Origin of the sequence: Altericroceibacterium spongiae (assembly GCF_003610805.1) — a bacterium.
GTDB classification, from domain to species: Bacteria; Pseudomonadota; Alphaproteobacteria; order Sphingomonadales; family Sphingomonadaceae; genus Altericroceibacterium; species Altericroceibacterium spongiae.
Genome location: NZ_RAPF01000001.1, coordinates 250,656 through 268,667, shown reverse-complemented (window position 1 = coordinate 268,667; position 18,012 = coordinate 250,656). Strand labels below are relative to the sequence as shown.

Below are 18,012 nucleotides of genomic sequence, written 5' to 3'. Positions count from 1 at the left end.
GGGGCGATGATGTGCAAACACGGAAACGCATACAAATCACAGGGCGCCGATCAGATATTTGCACCGGAACTGCTGGACGTTCCGGTTTTGATGCCCCGCCAGTGCATCGTGAATTCCAATGCGAAGGAATGACAGAATGACCCTCTTGACCGATCAGTTCTTTGACAGCTTCGCCAGCTCGATCAAGGCAACCGAGGAAGCCGAAACCCTCCCGCCCGAATGCTATACAAGCGAAGAATTCTACCGGTTTGAGAAGGAAGCCCTGTTCTATCGCGAATGGCTTTGTGTCGGTCGCGATGAATGGCTCCCCAATGCAGGCGATTATTTCACCACCACTCATGCCAATGAACCGATCATCATAGCACGGGGACGCAAGGGTGAACTGAATGCGATGTCGGCAGTATGTCAGCATCGCGCCATGCTGGTGGCCGAAGGCAAGGGCAATACACGCGGCTTTATCTGCCCCTATCACCACTGGTCCTACGATCTGGACGGCAAACTGGTTGGCGCGCCGGCCATGAGCAAGACCTGCGATTTCAACAAGGCGCAGCATAATCTGCCAAAACTCAAGATCGAAGTCTGGCACGGCTTCATCTTCGTCAATTTCGATCCCGAAGCCACTTCACTGGCTTCGCGCCTCGAACCGCTTGAACCCGTTGTTGCCAATTACGAGTTCGAAAATCTGCGTGGCCCCGAACCGCAGTCACACGAATATGCCTGGAACTGGAAGGTTCAGTTCGAAAACAATAATGACGGCTATCACGCCAGCCGCCTGCATCAGGGGCTGCACGATTTCGTGCCCAGCTCTCTCGCCAGCTTCCCCGAAGTACCGCGGGAAACGGCAGGCTATTACCGTCTGAACGGCTCCACCCACCCCAATGCTGGCTTCAACCCGACAGAAAAGGCCCTTTTCCCGGTTTTCCCAAAACTGACCGAGGAAGAGCAGAACCGTCTGTTATTCGTCAATCTGCCGCCAAGTCTGTCGCTGGTCGTACTCAATGATGTCTGCATCTATCTCATCATGGATGCCCGCTCGCCCGGCAAACATGGTCTGACCTTCGGAAGCCTGTTCCATCCCGACGCAACCAAGGATCCGCTTTACGAGCACAAGCTCAAAATCAACGACGACGCGACAGGCGAAATCGTTGCGCAAGATCTGCATGTCGACCTGATGGTGCAACAGGGCCTGGGGTCGAAATTTGCGCCGCGCGGCCGGTATAGCTGGCAGGAAGATGCCCAGCGTCAGTTCAATCAGTGGCTGGTGGATCGCTACTGGGCAGAATGGGACCGCCAGCGCGGGCCATCTGCCCCGGTGACCAAGCTACACGCATAAAGCCGCCAGTTTTCTTAGCTTCGCATCAGTGCGAGCACCACAAAGGCCGGCCCCGTAAGGGTGCCGGCCTTTTGCATGAAAGCGCACAATCAAACTTTCGTGCGCCGGGTGACAGGGAGAATCACGCCAGCACTGATAGCCCTTTTGCTGTTCATACGGATGTCCAACCTCACAAGGCGGAGCGCTATTATATGGCCAATTCACTGATTTTCGTTGATTTCCCTTCTGACGATCCTGCTGCGGCCGGAGAATTTTATGCCAAGGTTCTTGGCTGGGAAAACGATCCGCGTCCCTCCGGCGTGTTTCATCGCATGGTTCCGGGTGGAAATTTCAAGAATAAAGACGGATCGGATAGCGAGATCGGCAATCTTCACCTCGGCATTTCCAACGTCGCCAATACGCGCCCTCACCCCAATCCAGATGGCGTCGAACCGCGCAAACTCACCACCGATGGCCGCAAACCGCGCATCTGGGTGCTTGTCGATGAAAATGATTCGCCCGAAGCGATTCTGCAACGCGCCGAGGAAAACGGTGCCGAAATCCTCTGGCGCAAGCATTACTGGAAAGAGTTCAACGGCCTGAACCATGCTTTCCGTGACCCTTGGGGCAACGAAATCATTCTGTGGGTCAAAGGCGGCGAAAACCCTCAGATTCCTGACGATTACACGCGCGAATAAGCGACAGGCCGAGAGGCGGGCCAACATGTTGTGCGCACAGATACAAGAATCCTGGCTCGCCTCAGGTCACTGTCAAAGGGTGAATACGACACAGGTCGACGAACCATATAGGTTTTTAGAAAGTGTCCGGATAATGGAGATATATGAATGAGCCGCATGCCGATCGTCTTTTTCGGCCATGGCAGCCCAATGATCGCTCTCGAGCAGAGCGACACGACGGCCACCTGGAAGAAGATCGCCGACCGGATCGGCAAGCCCAAAGCCATTCTGTGTATTTCTGCCCATTGGCTCACCCGCGGTACCGGCGTGACTGCCATGGAACAGCCGCGAACCATTCACGATTTCGGCGCGTTTCCGCAGGCCTTGTTCGATGTACAATATCCGGCGCCCGGCTCACCCGACCTTGCCAGACGTGTGGGTGAACTGCTCGCCCCGATGCAGATCGTACCGGATCAGAAATGGGGCCTTGATCACGGTACATGGTCTGTTCTGGTCCATGCCTATCCGGAAGCCGATATTCCGGTCATCCAACTCAGCATGGACGCCAATCTCTCTCCGGCGCAGCATTGGGAAATCGGAAAGCGCCTCCGGCCATTGCGCGACGAAGGTGTGCTTATCATGGGTACGGGCAACATCGTGCACAACCTTCCGGCCATGGATTGGGGCGATCCGAATTCACCTCCCTATGACTGGGCCGAACGTTTCAACTCGACGATCCTCGATGCCGTTTTGAAAGATCAGCCGGAGACCGTCATCAACTTCGCCGCTTTGGGTGACGATGCACGCCGTTCTGCGCCCACTCCGGACCACTTCTGGCCCCTCTTATACGTTCTCGGCGCCCGTTCTGCCGGCGAAAAAGCCGAACTGGACCCCGATTTCATCCAACACAGCTCGCTCGGCATGACGAGCATCCTCATCGGCGCGGACTAACTGACATGCGAGCCGTTTTCTCTTCTCACCAAACTTCAGGGGAACGCATATGGCGTTGATTTGTGACCATGGTAGCCAGCGCAAGGAGGTTAAGCCTGCCGCGCTTCACAGGCTGAAGGCAACACCGGAAACAGTGCATTGGGGCTTCTTCTCACCCGAATTAAAGCCAGCGCTGACCGTCAAAAGCGGCGACCTGATACATGCGGAAGCCGTCACTCATCACGCCGGGGACGATCCCGAACTGATGTTTGATGAGAACATTCAGCGTATCTTTACAGAGATCGATCCCTCCACCCGTGCCCCCGGTGTTCATATCATGACCGGCCCTATTTTCGTAGAAGATGCCGAGCCGGGCGATATGCTCGAAGTGCGCTATTTCCAGATGAGCCCACGCTTCAATTACGGTTCGAACCTTCAGGCCAATTGGGGGCATCTCTATGAGGAGTTCGACGAAACAGAGCGTGTAACCATTTACGAACTCGACCCCAATGCCAACACGGCCAAGGCGCTCTATGCCTATGATGTAGAAGAGAAATATCTGATCCCCGGTCGCATTACCCACTGCCCCCATTGCGACCGTTCTCCAGCCCTCGAAGGGATAACCATACCCGCAAGACCACATCTCGGCACTGCCGGCGTAGCTCCGGCTGTCGATGCCCCGGTGAGCACCATTCCGCCGGGGCTACATGGTGGTAATATCGACAACTGGCGGATTGGTGCCAATTCGCGCATGTATTATCCGGTTCAAGTCAAGGGTGGTTTATTCTCGATTGGCGATCCGCATGTCAGTCAGGGAGACGGAGAGATCTCCGGCACTGCAATCGAAGCATCGCTCGATGTGCTCTTCCAGATCGTGTTACGCAAAGATTTCAAATTCCCGTCTCCCCTGCTCGAAACGCCTGAGCACTGGATTGTTCATGGATTTGGTGAAGACCTCGACCAAGCGATGAAAGGGGCATCCATGGATATGCTCCATCTGCTCAACGAGCATCAGGGTCTTTCCAGAACAGATGCTTATTCACTGATGAGCGTCGCCGCCGATTTTGGTGTCACTCAGGTTGTTGACGGCACGCAGGGTATCCATGTGCGGATCGATCGCGGCATTTTTCCGAATAAAGGCAGTGTCAAAGATCCCGAATAATCCCGCAACGTCAGCGCCTGACGCTCGGCCGCCCGCCTGGACATTCGATGCCCGGGCGGTTCCGGCCGAACGTCGGGCGAAGGCATGGTCTGACGCAATGCGCAGGCTGCACCTGCCGTTTGACGATCCGGGTGCCGAGCCTTCGGATGCCGGTTCGGTATTAGCCCTTACTTCTCCGATGGGGTTCGAATTCGCGTTGGTTTCAGGCGGACCGCAATCCATCGCGGGGCGTTTGCCAGACGATCAGACAAGCCTGTGGCTTGGTCTTCTCCTCGATGGGAAAGCATGTCTGGTCCATTCCGATGGAGAAACTGCACTAACCCCGGATCATCTGATCCTCGGGGCTACCGGTGTCGATGCGCGTCTCACTTTTACAGCCCCCTGGAGGCAACTTTTTCTGCGCATTCCGCGCGTAGCGATTGATGCCAGATTGCTAGCTCCAATGGAGGCTATTGTCACAGTTGTGTCCCCCGAGACAGTGCTGGAACACGGTCTTCTCGCCTTATTGCGCAGTATCGCCCAGAGTCTTGCAACAGACCGTTCCGGGGAATGGAATGCGATTGAAAGCGCTCTTACGGAACTGCTCGTTGCAGCGCTGGCCAGTTCAGCTGGAACGGCAGGACGCGGAGGAGCGGCGGCCGCTAAGGCCCGCCAGCTTGACCGGATTTGCCGCCGCATTGAAACGCAGCTTGGCGATCCCGAATTGTCCGTTGGTTCTATTGCTCGCGATGAAGGTGTTTCGACGCGCTATTTACAAAATCTTTTTGCCCGCAGCGACCAGACGGTCACCAATTATGTCAAGAATCGTCGACTGGAGCGTGCCCGTGCCGATCTCGTCAGCCCACTCCATGCCCAGCTTTCTATATCGGAAATCGCTTTCCGCTGGGGTTTCAATCAATCTGCCCATTTCAGCCGTGCGTTTCGCGCCCGCTATGAAGAAACGCCGCGCGATGCCCGCATGAAGGCACTGGAACCGAAGCAATCGGGAACGTATTCAGACAAATAGGGACACATGCAGCGACAAGACGCTGCATGTGTCTTGTGGCACACAGTTTTCACTATCACAGGACAACCCCTTCCAATGCTCTCGCGCTTCAAGCTCGATCCCTTTCTGCTGTTGCTGATTGCAACTTTAGGATTTGCGACTCTGCTTCCTGCGCGGGGTGAAGCGGCCATCTGGTTCGACCGATTGACCGATGCCGGTATTATTTTGCTCTTTTTCCTTCATGGTGCCAAACTTTCCCGCTCGGCGGTGATTGCCGGCCTTGGTGCATGGCAGTTGCATCTGATGGTGTTGGCGACAACCTTTATCCTGTTCCCACTGATCGGCATTGGCATCACCAGCGCTCTCGGCTCTTGGCTTAATCCGGCTATTGTTGGGGGTTTTCTATTTCTCTGCATCGTGCCCTCCACTGTTCAGTCGTCGATTGCAATGACGGCCATGGCGCATGGCAATGTTCCAGCAGCTGTGTGCAGCGCATCGCTTTCCAATGTCTTGGGTATCGTGCTGACACCTGTTCTAGCGGCTTTCCTGCTTAATGGCGGCAGCGCCGATAGCAGTTTCTTTCTCGACGCTCTTATCAAGATCGGCAGTACTTTACTGTTACCTTTCTTAGCAGGCCATCTGATGCGTCCTTTGCTCGGCGGCTTTGTCGATCGTCACAAAATGCTGGTCGGAAGAACCGACCGGAGTGTTATCCTGCTGGTTGTCTATACCGCTTTCAGTGCCGCTGTGGTTGAAGGACTCTGGTCGCGTTTCGCCTTGAGCGACCTTGTCGTGATTCTGCTGCTCGACGGATTTCTCCTGGGTACAGTACTAATCTTTACCTGTATGCTCGCACGACTGACTCATCAGAAACATGAAGATGAAGCCGTATTGGTTTTTTGCGGGTCGAAGAAAAGTCTTGCCAGCGGCGTACCGATTGCTGGCGCACTGTTCCCACCCGCTCAAGTGGGCCTCATGGTGTTGCCGCTGATGTTATTTCACCAGATGCAATTGATTGTCTGTGCCGCCCTCGCTCAGGCCTATGCCCGGCGTTTTGCGGCCTCCGAAGAGACCGAAAGGGAAACTGTTAATGCCTGATGAGGGAATCGATATTCGTCCAATGACACGCAAGATCGGAGCCGAAATCTTCGGTGTCGATCTCAACGAGCCGCTGGGCGATAATATGCAGTCCATGCTGCATGATGCATTGATGAAATATCAGGTCATCTTCTTCAGGGATCAGCAGTTGACGCATAAAGCTCATATGCGCTTCGGGCGGTATTTCGGTGACCTTGCCTATCACAGTGGCGTATCCGGGCTGGAAGACTATCCTGAGATAGTCCGTATTCATGCTGACAAGAACAGCACCTTCGTGGCAGGAGAAGACTGGCATTCTGACCTTAGCGAGGATGCCGCTCCCCCCATGGGCAGCATTCTCTATATGCACACATTGCCGCCGGAAGGAGGCGATACGCTGTGGTCGAGTATGTACGAGGCCTATGACGCGCTGTCAGACCAGATGAAGTCTTTTCTTGAACCACTTCAGGCCGTGCATGATTCCAACCATATTTATCGTGAACTCTTTCCCGATGTGGAGAAGACATATCCGCGCAACGTCCATCCGGTGATCCGGACACATCCGGTGACACAACGCAAATGCCTGTTCGTCAATGCATCCAAAACCACAAAAATCGAAGGGCTTCCCAAAGCTGAAAGCGATGCCGTTCTGCGCTTCCTGTTCGACCATGTAAAGAATCCGAACTTTCAGGTTCGTTTCCGCTGGCAACCGCACTCGGTGGCTTTCTGGGATAACCGCTGCACCCAGCATTTCGCGACATGGGATTATTTTCCGGACACGCGCTCCGGCTATCGCGTTACGATAGCCGGCGACAAACCTTATTGAGGTAAGGTCGAAGAACCGTTCACGCAGTAAACAGCCCCTTGCGAATAACTGCGTGAACCCCCCAATTGCCATTAGCCACTTGCGATATCCCAAAATCCACGCCCACAGACATCAGTGAAATCGCTTCATCTTCACTGAGATCTTTTGTCGTCATCAGAAACCTGCGTGTCTTGCGGAATGCATCACGCATGGCGCTGTCGATCGAAGCGCGCTTATAAATTTCACTCTGAGCGTCTTCGCCCAGTTCTTTGAGATAGTCGGTCTGACTGAATCCCATAATGACCCACTCATCGCTTGTCTCGATCAGGGGGTAATCGAGGTCGCGCAAGTGGTCCCGCATCCCACCTGCAGGATGATGAATGACCTGAATAAGGCCGGTCATCGAACATTCGATAGCCGTACCACATAACTCAGAATCGCCCTGACTGGCATGGGGATCACCCAGTGATAAAAGGCCGCCTTGCACCTGAACCGGCAGATAAATACTCGATCCCGGTCCGGTACGCCAATTGTCCATATTGCCGCCGAAAGGCCCCGGTGGAACCGAGTCCACCATTCCTGAATATGCCGGTGCCAGCGCAAGCACGCCAAAATGCGGGCGAATAGGAATTTCGACATTGCTGAGAATGTCATAATTACGTTCGATGGTCGAGGGATCGACCGGAACACCGGGATAATCGTAGCGCGCATGCACATGACCGGACGGATCAGTTTGTGGCGTCCAGCGAAAATTATAGACTGCATGGGCCGTGGGAATGCGCCCCGGATCGCCATTCACTTCATAGATCGTAATGACCTCGCGCTGACGCGGTTCGGTCAACAGATCCTCATAATGAAAACCCCAATATGTCGCCGCATTGCTGCCAAATGCCTTGCCCTGAAACCTTGAGTTTCCACTGAGGCGCGGCTTCAGATCAAGAACCCGAATTTCAATGACATCGCCCGGCTCAGCCTCAGGAATAGCAATCGGCCCGGTGCAAATATGCACACCGAAACCTTCACCCGGCCCGCGCCCGAGCGCACTGGCATCCATCGGCCCTGCCCCTCGCCGCTCCACCGCTCTGCCATCCTTGGTCCAGCGATAAACGCTTTCGACACCCTTATCGCCTTCGACCATGCGTTCGGGATCATCATTGGCGTGATGCGTCAGTGTTTCGACCGTGATAAAATCACCCGAACGCACCGTCAGCACCGGTTTCAGCGAACGATTGAAAAAGCCCCAGTGTATCGTTTCTGGGCTGACGGGCAGATAATGATGCCGCACCTGCCCGTCATCACGTGGATCACCTTCCACGCTGTTTTCCGATGGAGTATCGAGCGCCAAATTGTCATCTTCGTCCTTACCGCCCTTGCTGTTAGCGGGCCGCCCGCGACGCATGACCTGCTCATCCTGTTCATCATCAATATCGAGCATCTTGCGATATTCGCGCGGAGACATGCCATATTGTTCGCGAAAAGCGCGGCTAAAACTGGCGCTGTCATTAAAACCCCATTGAAAGAGAATATCCGAAATAGATTTTTGGGCATGGAGCGGACTGCGCAGATCAAGACGACAACGCTCCAACCGCCTTACCTTCACATAATGGCCGAAGCTGTCATCGATGCTTTCAAACAGTTTCTGCAAATAGCGGGGCGAAATACCATGTTCGCTGGCAACCTGCTGATAGTTCAGATTGGGATCGCTCAAACGCATTTCAATCGTCTGGAAAATCCGCTCCAACAAAGCAGCGCGAACCCCGGCCGCACCACCCATCGCACGCGGTGGAGCGTTATCAAGCAGACTGGCAACCAGAAACTCTGGTAAAGCAAGCTCGACCGGGCCAAGCTGATCAGCAGTAGCGTCCGCCAATATCTCGGCGAGCGAACGCAACATACCCGAAAGCACGCGGGAAGTCCCCGATTCCGCAGCAATATGGCGCGGTTTTTCCGGCATGGGTGTTTTCAAACGCTGGTCAATAGCGGCCTTAGGAATATGCACGATAAGCAAGCGATGTTCGCCAGGCAGCTTATAGCGTACAACAGCATCAGAACGCGCGCAGACCATGTCTGCATCTTCCAGCTTGCATTCATCGCCTTCATGCAAGACATCGACCGAACCGTCGAGCAGAATAGCGAGCCACATAGACCCCGGCGCATCGCTGAAATCGACAACATATTCCTGTGCTGTCGCCGTTAAACGGGTAAAAGATATTCCCTGACTACTACGGATCTGTACAAGATCGCCATAAAGCGAGTCCTCCGCAGCCGCCTGAACCGTGATTGACAAGCGCTGCAATGCAAAGCGCCATGCCTTAAGCCGGTCCTCCTTGGGATAAGCATTTGTCGTAAAACGCAAAGTCGCAACCATTATTCAAGCTCAGCCGTATGTGCCGGCATTTTTGGCCCTGGACGAAGCCAAGACATAACAATTGTTACATTTTAGCAGCTCAGCGTCAATTTGTATGCGCGTAATATGACATACAACCTAAAAGGGTGTCTCATTTTCGCCGTAAACAGTAGACGGTCCACGATCCCCTGCCGGAGCTTCACCGCGACCGCAAATCGCCAGCATTGTCAAAGCATAGACTAGTGTGGAGGATACCATATCCTCAGGCGTCGGACGCCAGCGTGGCATGCCGGTCGTCAGAGCCGGAATACGATGCATATTGAATACATTGTGATCGCGCCACATGCTTGAATAGACCGGATGCGCCATCTCAAGTCGCGTCCCTCGCGCCAGTTGCGTCGCTGCATCAACTGCCCCTGAAAGCGCGGCCACCTCACTAGCATCAGCTTCAAAACCATGGCGTACAACGACAGGGGCAACATCGAATTCCGGCACATTCGCATTACGCATAGCGGCCAGAATGCTGTGCTGGGCATCGGCAGCCTTTTGCTTCGGGTTAAGGCTGACTTCTATATAGAGCGCACAAACTTCTGTGCCAGCGCCATACTCAAGCGGATTACCGGCCCGAACAGAGGCAATCTGTACTTTGGGATGAGAAATGCCGCCCGGCCCCTCGTAAATACTGCTGCGTTCCCATTCGCGCGCCCAATTATGAAGCGCGCCAATAACCGGACCAAGGCGATAAATAGGGTTGGGATGATCCGACACTTTTTCCGGCGTTTCAAGGATAGGAGTGAACATACCCTGCCCGTAAACGCGAACCCGGAACACAGCATAGCCGCCGCCATGCCATGTTGCTCCAAAATCGGTACCTTCCGCTGCTATGGCATAGTCCGGCGCCACACCGCCATGATGAAACAGATAATGCGCGCCGATATCTTTTCCCAGGAAATCAATGCCTTCGTATTCTTCGATCGGTTCCGGGCCAATTTCACCAGGACAGGCTGTCAGCCAGGTTTTACCCGCCAACCCGATCCCCGCTTTGCGCAAGGCTTTCGCCGCCATCAGAAAGCATGACATCGGCCCACGATCATTCGAAATCGGATAACCGCGCAACCGCCCTTCGTCATCGAGCCAGCACTGCGTCCATTCCGGGTCTCTTAAAGTGCTATTGCGATAACGAAAGCGGTCTAACGTGGCATCCCCACTCGGGCTTTCGGTATCGAGATGTGCTGTAAATAGCAGATTGGCTCCAGTGCCCGTCCCACCATATTCGCCGATAATATTGGGTCGTTCGGGCGTCGCGCCGCATCGATGCGGATGGAACCCTTCACGTTCCATCCATTCATAGACAAATTTCGCTGCCTCGGCCTCTTCCTTCGAACGGGATCGAATATTTCCCAATTCGAGCGCCAGCGCTACCAGTTCGTCCTTATCAATGGCTTCAGCAATTGCCTCCCTCTCTTCCGCGGTAACGGCATAAGGGGCTGCTTGCGGATTGGCAAAGGCCGTTCCATCTGTCTTTTCTGTATCTGCCATGATTATGCTGCCAATACTGGTTGTGCCGTGTCCGTCACCGCGCGCTGACCGGCATCATCCAAAGCCGGATCGAGCAATAGCTCTGGTTCTTCTGGTCGCCGCATCCATGTAAGCAGGACCAGGAAGATGAAACCAAGAGCTGCGCAGCCGAGAAAAACAACAGAGAAACTTCCATTCTCATCGCGAACCATGCCACCTAGGGCCGGGCCGATAGCTGCAGTTGTCGAGATCAGGCTCATGATCGAATAAAGCTCCAGATTAGGGCGTTTTCCGAACAGATCGATCAGCAACATGGCCGTACTGACATAGCTAAAACCAAAACCAATCCCAAGACCAAGTACCGTAACGGGAATGGTGAACCAGCTGCCCCCTCCGATCAGTGCAAGCGTGCCTATCACTGTCGCTGTTAGCGACAACATAGCTACATGACGCGGTGTCATTCGCTCCCCAGCGAGACCGGCTGCAGCCGATCCAGCAGCACTTACCAAAGCAATCGCGCTCATGACAGTTGCCGCGCCACCCATCGTCAACCCACTTTCGGAAAGATGCTGGACTGCAAAGCCGTGCACGGTCGTATTAATCAGCAGGAACGCTGTATAGGCACCAACTACGATGTAATATTGCGCAGTGCGCAAGGCAGATCGGGCAGTCCATCCCCCTGACTCTCGGTCCACATGCCTGTCATCCTCTTCATCCTGCAGTTTCGGACGGTCAGTCGTTACAATCGCTGCAAAGATGGACAGCAGCACCGCGCAAACCGCCGCGCCCACCCAGTAATAGCGCCACTCACCTGTCCATTCCTGAGTAGCATAGACAATCAGCGGGCCTGCCACTGCACCAAGCCCCCCGGCGGTAAAGTAGATGCCCACTGCCGTTGAACTGCGGCGGAAAGAATGAGACACCACATTCACCCCGGCAGTCGTCCCACAAAGAGCAAATCCGATGCCAAGCAAAATGGTGCCGAGGAAATACGTATAAGAACTTTGCGCTATCGCCATACAGATAAACCCGACAGCCAACACCGCTCCACCTAGCAACATGGTTTTGGCAATACCGATTTTGCGGATTGCAATAGCCGGCGCAAGGCTAGCCAAACCGCAGGAAAGACCCAGAAAAGTAAAACCGAGACCGGCCACGGCCCAAGCCCAACCAAGCTCCTGCACCATATAGGGAAGAACGACACCAAGGCCGTTAAAAGTGCAGGCGTTCAGCATAAAGAACAGAGCACTGAATGCGAAAAGCACCAAATATTTTAACGGACCTTTGAATACCATGGGTCGAGTCTTTCTTTGGTTACCAACCTTTCATGAAGGATGGAGGCGATGGAAAATTCAGTCTTGATCCTTAACGCCCTCCCCCTTGGCAACGTTCTCAGTGCGAAACAGTCATAACCGGCGCACCTTTTCCGATTTGATTACGATAGGATGGCAGCAACAATAAAAGCAGACTGCCAGCAGCAATCACCACCATGGCAATAAGAATAGCCGGGCGATAAGTCTGATAGCGATCGAATGCCATATCGAGCAGCACCGGAGTTGTTCCTTGCGCGGCAATAACGGCAGAATACATAACCCCCAAAATGGCGCCGAAATGGCGCAAGCCGAAATAGCGGGCAATGAAAAAAGGCAAAGAGCCAAACTGGCACCCCAGTGCGATGCCTAGACAGATTCCACCAGCAATCAGAAAAGGTGAAGAAGCACCATATTCAAGCAGAAATAAGCCAAGAATCGCCAATGCATACATGGGCACGACAATCCGCGGACCGCTCGAACGATCCAGCAAGCGACCGGTCACAATCTGCCACAGGCTGGCTACCAGCGCGAAGACACTGACCACAGCCGTACCAGTCGCCAGACCAAAACCCCGGTCACCAACAATCGGCACGACATGACTGAGAATGGCAGTAGAAATCCCTCCCCCCGACGCGATGGCCAGCATAATCAGCCAGAAGCTGGATTTACGCGCAGCCTCAGCTATCGACAGTCCCCCGACAGGATCAGTTCCGTCACCTTCCTGCTCTTCCGTTTTTTCACCAAAACCCGGTGCGTCATGAAGAAACAGGAAATAAATCGGTGTCCCGATTCCGGCAATCATAAGCGCGATACCAAGATAGCCAATGCGCCACCCGGCATGCGCAACCAACAAGGCTGCGATGATCGGCAGACAAACCGCCCCGATACCATTACCGATCCCGGCGCTGATCCCCAATGCCGTCCCGCGATTGTCGCGAAACCATTCGGCCACGAGTTTGGAGAAGATCGCAGTGCTGGGAAGTCCGCCAAAAATTCCAATAGCCAGAAACGTCGCGTAAAAGAGCGGCAAGCTGCCATTCGTGAAAGCCAGAGCCGCCACCGATAAGGCAAAAAGCAAATTGCCGAACAGGATCATCCGGCGTGTACCATGCTTATCAGCATACCGTCCCGCCAGCGGATAAACGATAGCGGAAGAGAGCGCGATAATGGCCAGCACCACCGAAATACTGGCCCGTGTCCAGTTGAAAGTTTCGGATAACGGAACAAGAAATGTACCGAAGACCGAATGAACGGTGGCGGTTGCACAAAGCATGTTACCCGTAATCGCAGCAAAAAGCACGCCGCGCTGAGACCCAGCTATAGCCAAACGAGCTGAAACGTTCCCGGTGGCCATCATTTCTGCCATGCGGCCTTAACCGCATCAGTCGTGGTCAGAAGAGCACAGTTCTTTTCCAGCACATTCAGAGAATGATGGTGCAAGTCCGGATCATAGGCGTCACAGGCATCACTGACGATGAACACATGATATCCCAGATGAAACGCATCACGAGCTGTACTATCCACGCAGCAATCGGTTGTAAGACCGGTGATGACCAGCGTATCCACACCACGCGCTTTCAACTGCTCGTCAAGATCAGTCCCGGAAAAACTGCTATACAGTAATTTTGAAACTTCGATATCGCCCGGTTCTGGGGCTACACGATAATAATCCGCTCCTCCATTCTCTGCCCGGCAAATCGCTTCTTCTCCAGAGCGCCCTCGACGCTGCATCAGCGTTTTGAGCGCCACTGAATCTGTCTCAGCTGAGGTTACAACGCGCGCAAAACCAACGGTTGCTCCGACACCTCTTGCAATCGGAATCAGTTCTTCAATTTTATCGATTGCGTGATGCGCCGAAGTCAGATCGACACCGGCTTCGCCGATCAGCCCTTCGGGTGCGGCGAAGTCGGTCTGAATATCGATCACCAGCAAGGCTGTGCGTGCCGGATCGAGCATCTCCGGCAAAACAGCAGTGTCGACATGAGGCAGGTCGCACACTGTCTCAGGCATTGGCGCCGGCCACTGTCTTGGCCGGAAAGGCTTCGCGCAAGGCAGGCAGAACTTCATTGCCGAATATCGGCAGCGATTTGATGTAATCGGGGAAGATCAACATCAGCCCATCTGTATCTGCCGTGGCAAACAGTTCAGTCAATTTCTGAACAATTGTTCCGGGCGTACCGGTGATATGCGGTGCCATGAAACTTGAACGCGCTTTTTTGGTAAAATCGTTCTCTTTACCGATTTCGCTGTCGAGAAAGCCGTAAGCCCTCATCATTCCGTGCAATGCTTCTTCATCGAAACCTTCGCGGAAATGCTGCGCCGTCGCTTCGGCTTCCGCATCCGTATCGCCAAAAACAATGGTCATCATCGAATAGGTGCGGATATACCGGTTGAGTTCGGCCGCATCTGCCTTTGCTGCTGCGCTAGCCTTAGCCAGCTTTTCAGGATCTCCCCCGGAAAGGAATATCGCATCCATTTCTTCTGACGAGAAGCGCATTCCCTTTGCTGACGTACCCGCACAAACCGTAAACGGTTTTTTCTTGGGCTTGGGCCAGGACTGACAATCTTCGAGCTGAAAATATTTGCCGTTCTGTGTTACCGAATCTTCGGTCCAAAGAGCCTTAATCGCGCGGATCCATTCATAAGCCAGATCATAACGCTGGTCATGATCGACATCTTCGGGCCAGGCTCCCATCTGCGAGAATTCACCCTTATAGGAGCCAGTCACGCAATTAAGACCGGCTCGGCCTTCGCTAATCTGATCAAGTGTGGCAATCATCTTCGCCGCGACTGCAGGATTCTGCAGAATAGTATGGATTGTAGCCCAGACTTTTACCTTGCTGGTCGCTTCAGCAAGGCCTGCCATGGCAACAACGGAATCGATCGTCGAATCCCATTGATGGGTCTTGCCGCCGTAACCGCGATATTTGGCCATCGCCATGATGAAATCCATGCCTGCTTCTTCAGCGAGAATGGCGGCTTGCCGATTATAGGCATAAGATCCGTCAATTTCCGGCTTGTTTTCCGACAAAATCCAGCCGCCATTGGCAATCGGCATAAAGACACCGAAGTCCTTACCGCCATGGTCCGAAGGGATTCCATAAGGCGTCGGTGAATATTGGGTCATTGAAAGAAGCTCCTGTTCAGGATTCCATATTTGAAGCTAAGGTATTCTCATCCTGCCTTCATTCTTGATGGCAGGCGCATGTTATGTTGGTTCACCTAGAAGCTTGGCCATAACGGCATCCACGGCAGCGCGGACTGGCATAGCGGGAACACCGCCAGAAACCTGCGTAGCCTGCGCTGCGGCTGCATTGGCCAGCGGCAGCGCATCCTCTATCCGCGAACCTTCATCCAAGAGAGCAGCCAAAGCTCCAACGAAACAGTCACCCGCTCCGATTGTATCGACCGGAACAACTTTCATAGCCGGAGCATGGTAATGAGAATTGCGCCGAATGACACAACTTCCCCCGGCCCCCAGCGTGACCACCACACATTGATCTTCCCTTGTAATAAGTTGCCGCGCAGCCAGCGCATCTTCAACGCCGGAAACCTCCGACAATTCGCAATATGCAGCCAGTTCAGTCTGGTTGAGGATCAGCACGTCGGTGTCCGGAAACAATACTCGGGCTTCGGGTACAGCAGGAGCGCCATTCAGCACACGCAGGCCATGCCCCACACGGTCAGGCTGGAAAAAAGCCGCGATGGCATCGAGCGGCACTTCAAGTTGAGCGAGAAAAACTCGCGTACCGGGTATTGCTGGCCCAATGTTTTCAGACGCAATCGCGGTGTTGGCACCCGGTGCCACTATGATCTGATTTTCACCTTTTTCATCAACAGCAATATAAGCCATTCCTGTTGGCACTTGGCCATTGAGCGATACCGGCAGAAAGTGGACTCCGTTCTCTGCCAGTATGGATTCCATCCACTCACCGTCCCCGTCATCGCCAATTGCCCCGATCATATAGGTATCGGCACCGAAACGGCTTGCCGCAACAGCTTGGTTAGCGCCCTTCCCACCGGGAAGTTTCTCGGTTTTGCGCGCCAGAACCGTTTCACCCGGTCGCGGCAAATGCTTCAGGGCCGTAACGATATCCACATTGATCGATCCGAGTAACTCAACTGCCATGTATACTCCACCTGTCGACAATCCTCCGCGATCAAGCATGGCTTTACAGAAACGGGCAAGTGCAGACCCTTCTTGTGCGCCCCTGGCCAAGTTTTGCTGGAACACTTGCAAAGAGCGCCGCATCGGAGAAGCCGTACTGTCCCGATACATTGGAACGGGGATTTCAAATGACCAACTGGTTCATGACAGGCGTAAGCAGTGGGCTTGGTGAAGCTCTGTCGCAAGCAGCGCTAGCACGTGGTGACACTGTTACAGGAACAATGCGCAAGATTGCAGACAAGGAAGCTTTCGAAAAGCAGGCTCCCGACCGGGCACGAGGAGTTCTTCTGGATTTATCGATGCCCGAAATTGCCAGATCGACCGTTATGGATGCTCTGCCTGAAATCGGAGAGATCGATATTCTGGTCAATAATGCCGGTTTCGGGCTGACAGGCGCGATAGAGGAAACACCACTTGATCAGATCCGCCATCTTTTCGAAGTTAATCTGATGGGGCCAATCGCAATGATACAGGCCATACTACCGCAAATGCGCCAACGCCGCGCAGGACATATTGTGAATATCACCAGCATGAGCGGTTTTGCCCCTTGGGGAGGCACAGGCATCTATGGCGCTAGCAAATATGCAATGGAATGTATCGGGCAGACTCTGGCGCAGGAAGTCGAATCTTTCGGCATTACTGTTACCAATGTCGCGCCCGGAGGCTTTCGTACAGGTTTTGCCGGTTCAGCTCTGGCAGAAGCCAATAATCCGATTGAAGATTATGAAAACAGCCCTGTTCGCCAGAATCGCGATATTCTCACACAAGCAGGCGGCAAGGAGCGTGGCGATCCGAAACGAGCTGCACAGGCAATTCTGAACGCCGTTGCCCTGCCCGATCCACCAAAGCATCTGTTCCTTGGAGAAGATGCTCTTCTTCATACGCGTGAACATCTCGATCTGGTTGAGGAGGAAATGGACAAATGGAGAGAGTGGTCCCTCTCAACAGCCTTCCCGAAAGAATAGAGCGCATAAGCCCCAAACCGTGCCATTCACAAAGCCAGTTGGCATGATTTAGGAGCATAACTATCGTGAAAGAAATGACAGCCTTTGCTTGATATCAGACAAAATACTTAGATCAGCGCCGTGCTGGAAAAATCACTCATCAAGGAGGAAATGTGAGCAATCAATCGCCTCGCGTCGCGACGCATGCTATCAATCCGGTCTTCACCGCACGCTGGTCTCCCCGCGCTTTTGACGAGCAGCCGATTGAGGAAACTGCTGTCCTGCGTTTGATCGAAGCTGCGCGATGGGCACCCTCAGCCTACAATGTCCAGCCCTGGCAGTTCTGCTATGCGTTGCGTGGGGACGAAAATTGGGACGCCTTTCTCGACATTCTTATCCCATTCAACCAGAGCTGGGCATCATCAGCATCGGCTCTGATTTTCGTCATTTCCGATATGTATATGCGCGAAGCCAACGGCACTCCTAAAACGGAATCGCTTAGCCATTCCTTCGATGCTGGTGCTGCCTGGGGGCAACTGGCATTACAAGCGACTTTTGACGGGCTACATGTCCACGGAATGACTGGTTTTGACACCGTCAAAGCGGCTAATGTTCTTAATATATCAGAAGGTTATAAGGTCGAAGCAGCCATTGCCGTTGGAAAAATGGGCGATGCTGCTACTTTGCCCGACGGTTTACGAGAAAGGGAGCTTCCCAGCGATCGCAAACCACTCACTGAAATTGCTCATCACGGGCCACTTTCAGCCTAAGAGT

General features: G+C 53.9%; 16 protein-coding genes. 9 read left to right on the top strand and 7 right to left on the bottom strand.

Going from position 1 to position 18,012, the window contains the following annotated elements; genetic code table 11:
- Positions 1–136 precede the first annotated feature (136 nt).
- From D6851_RS01215 to D6851_RS01185, 7 genes are all read left to right on the top strand, one after another.
- Complete coding sequence (locus D6851_RS01215; RefSeq protein WP_120323049.1) at positions 137–1,333, top strand: aromatic ring-hydroxylating oxygenase subunit alpha; 1,197 nt, start codon at positions 137–139, stop codon at positions 1,331–1,333.
- A 191-nt stretch (positions 1,334–1,524) separates the two neighbouring features.
- A complete protein-coding gene (locus tag D6851_RS01210) occupies positions 1,525–2,010 on the top strand; it encodes a VOC family protein (protein ID WP_120323048.1) in 486 nt (161 codons plus the stop codon).
- Between the two features lie 147 nt (positions 2,011–2,157).
- Positions 2,158–2,940: a 4,5-DOPA-extradiol-dioxygenase gene (ygiD, locus tag D6851_RS01205; RefSeq protein WP_120323047.1), complete on the top strand. Its 783-nt coding sequence runs from the start codon at positions 2,158–2,160 to the stop codon at positions 2,938–2,940.
- Between the two features lie 49 nt (positions 2,941–2,989).
- Positions 2,990–4,081: an acetamidase/formamidase family protein gene (locus tag D6851_RS01200; protein ID WP_120323046.1), complete on the top strand. Its 1,092-nt coding sequence runs from the start codon at positions 2,990–2,992 to the stop codon at positions 4,079–4,081.
- Positions 4,082–4,178: 97 nt separating this feature from the next.
- Positions 4,179–5,087 (top strand): helix-turn-helix domain-containing protein, encoded by a 909-nt coding sequence (locus tag D6851_RS01195; RefSeq protein ID WP_183029938.1) that lies wholly within the window; start codon positions 4,179–4,181, stop codon positions 5,085–5,087.
- Positions 5,088–5,162: 75 nt separating this feature from the next.
- A complete protein-coding gene (locus tag D6851_RS01190; protein WP_120323044.1) occupies positions 5,163–6,164 on the top strand; it encodes a bile acid:sodium symporter family protein in 1,002 nt (333 codons plus the stop codon).
- Entirely contained in the window at positions 6,157–6,969 is an 813-nt protein-coding gene (locus tag D6851_RS01185; RefSeq protein WP_120323043.1) for a TauD/TfdA dioxygenase family protein, read from the top strand. Before D6851_RS01190 ends, D6851_RS01185 begins: the two co-directional genes overlap by 8 nt.
- Before the next feature lie 19 nt (positions 6,970–6,988).
- Here the strand turns inward: D6851_RS01185 and D6851_RS01180 are convergent, their stop codons facing one another.
- The 7 genes from D6851_RS01180 to D6851_RS01150 form a co-directional block, all read right to left on the bottom strand.
- On the bottom strand, positions 6,989–9,316 hold the full coding sequence (locus D6851_RS01180) for an acetamidase/formamidase family protein (RefSeq protein ID WP_120323042.1): 2,328 nt from the start codon (positions 9,314–9,316) through the stop codon (positions 6,989–6,991).
- Positions 9,317–9,433: 117 nt separating this feature from the next.
- On the bottom strand, positions 9,434–10,834 hold the full coding sequence (locus D6851_RS01175) for a zinc-binding metallopeptidase family protein (RefSeq protein ID WP_120323041.1): 1,401 nt from the start codon (positions 10,832–10,834) through the stop codon (positions 9,434–9,436).
- 2 nt (positions 10,835–10,836) lie between these two features.
- On the bottom strand, positions 10,837–12,108 hold the full coding sequence (locus D6851_RS01170) for an MFS transporter (protein WP_120323040.1): 1,272 nt from the start codon (positions 12,106–12,108) through the stop codon (positions 10,837–10,839).
- A gap of 97 nt (positions 12,109–12,205) precedes the next feature.
- Positions 12,206–13,492, bottom strand: a complete 1,287-nt coding sequence (locus D6851_RS01165) for an MFS transporter (RefSeq protein ID WP_238473876.1) — start codon at positions 13,490–13,492, stop codon at positions 12,206–12,208.
- The gene (locus tag D6851_RS01160; protein ID WP_120323039.1) at positions 13,480–14,136 is read right to left on the bottom strand and encodes a cysteine hydrolase family protein; all 657 of its coding nucleotides are present in this window, start codon (positions 14,134–14,136) and stop codon (positions 13,480–13,482) included. The genes D6851_RS01165 and D6851_RS01160 overlap by 13 nt, the downstream gene beginning before the upstream one ends.
- Positions 14,129–15,253, bottom strand: coding sequence for an LLM class flavin-dependent oxidoreductase (locus D6851_RS01155; RefSeq protein WP_120323038.1), 1,125 nt, complete (start codon positions 15,251–15,253; stop codon positions 14,129–14,131). Before D6851_RS01155 ends, D6851_RS01160 begins: the two co-directional genes overlap by 8 nt.
- Before the next feature lie 81 nt (positions 15,254–15,334).
- Positions 15,335–16,255 carry a ribokinase gene (locus D6851_RS01150; RefSeq protein ID WP_183029937.1) on the bottom strand — a complete coding sequence of 307 codons (921 nt, stop codon included), beginning with the start codon at positions 16,253–16,255 and terminating at the stop codon, positions 15,335–15,337.
- A 167-nt stretch (positions 16,256–16,422) separates the two neighbouring features.
- Here D6851_RS01150 and D6851_RS01145 point away from each other — a divergent pair, with 167 nt between their 5' ends.
- Positions 16,423–17,259 carry an oxidoreductase gene (locus D6851_RS01145; protein WP_120323036.1) on the top strand — a complete coding sequence of 279 codons (837 nt, stop codon included), beginning with the start codon at positions 16,423–16,425 and terminating at the stop codon, positions 17,257–17,259.
- Positions 17,260–17,411: 152 nt separating this feature from the next.
- Complete coding sequence (locus tag D6851_RS01140) at positions 17,412–18,008, top strand: nitroreductase family protein (protein WP_120323035.1); 597 nt, start codon at positions 17,412–17,414, stop codon at positions 18,006–18,008.
- The last annotated feature ends 4 nt before the right edge of the window (positions 18,009–18,012 follow it).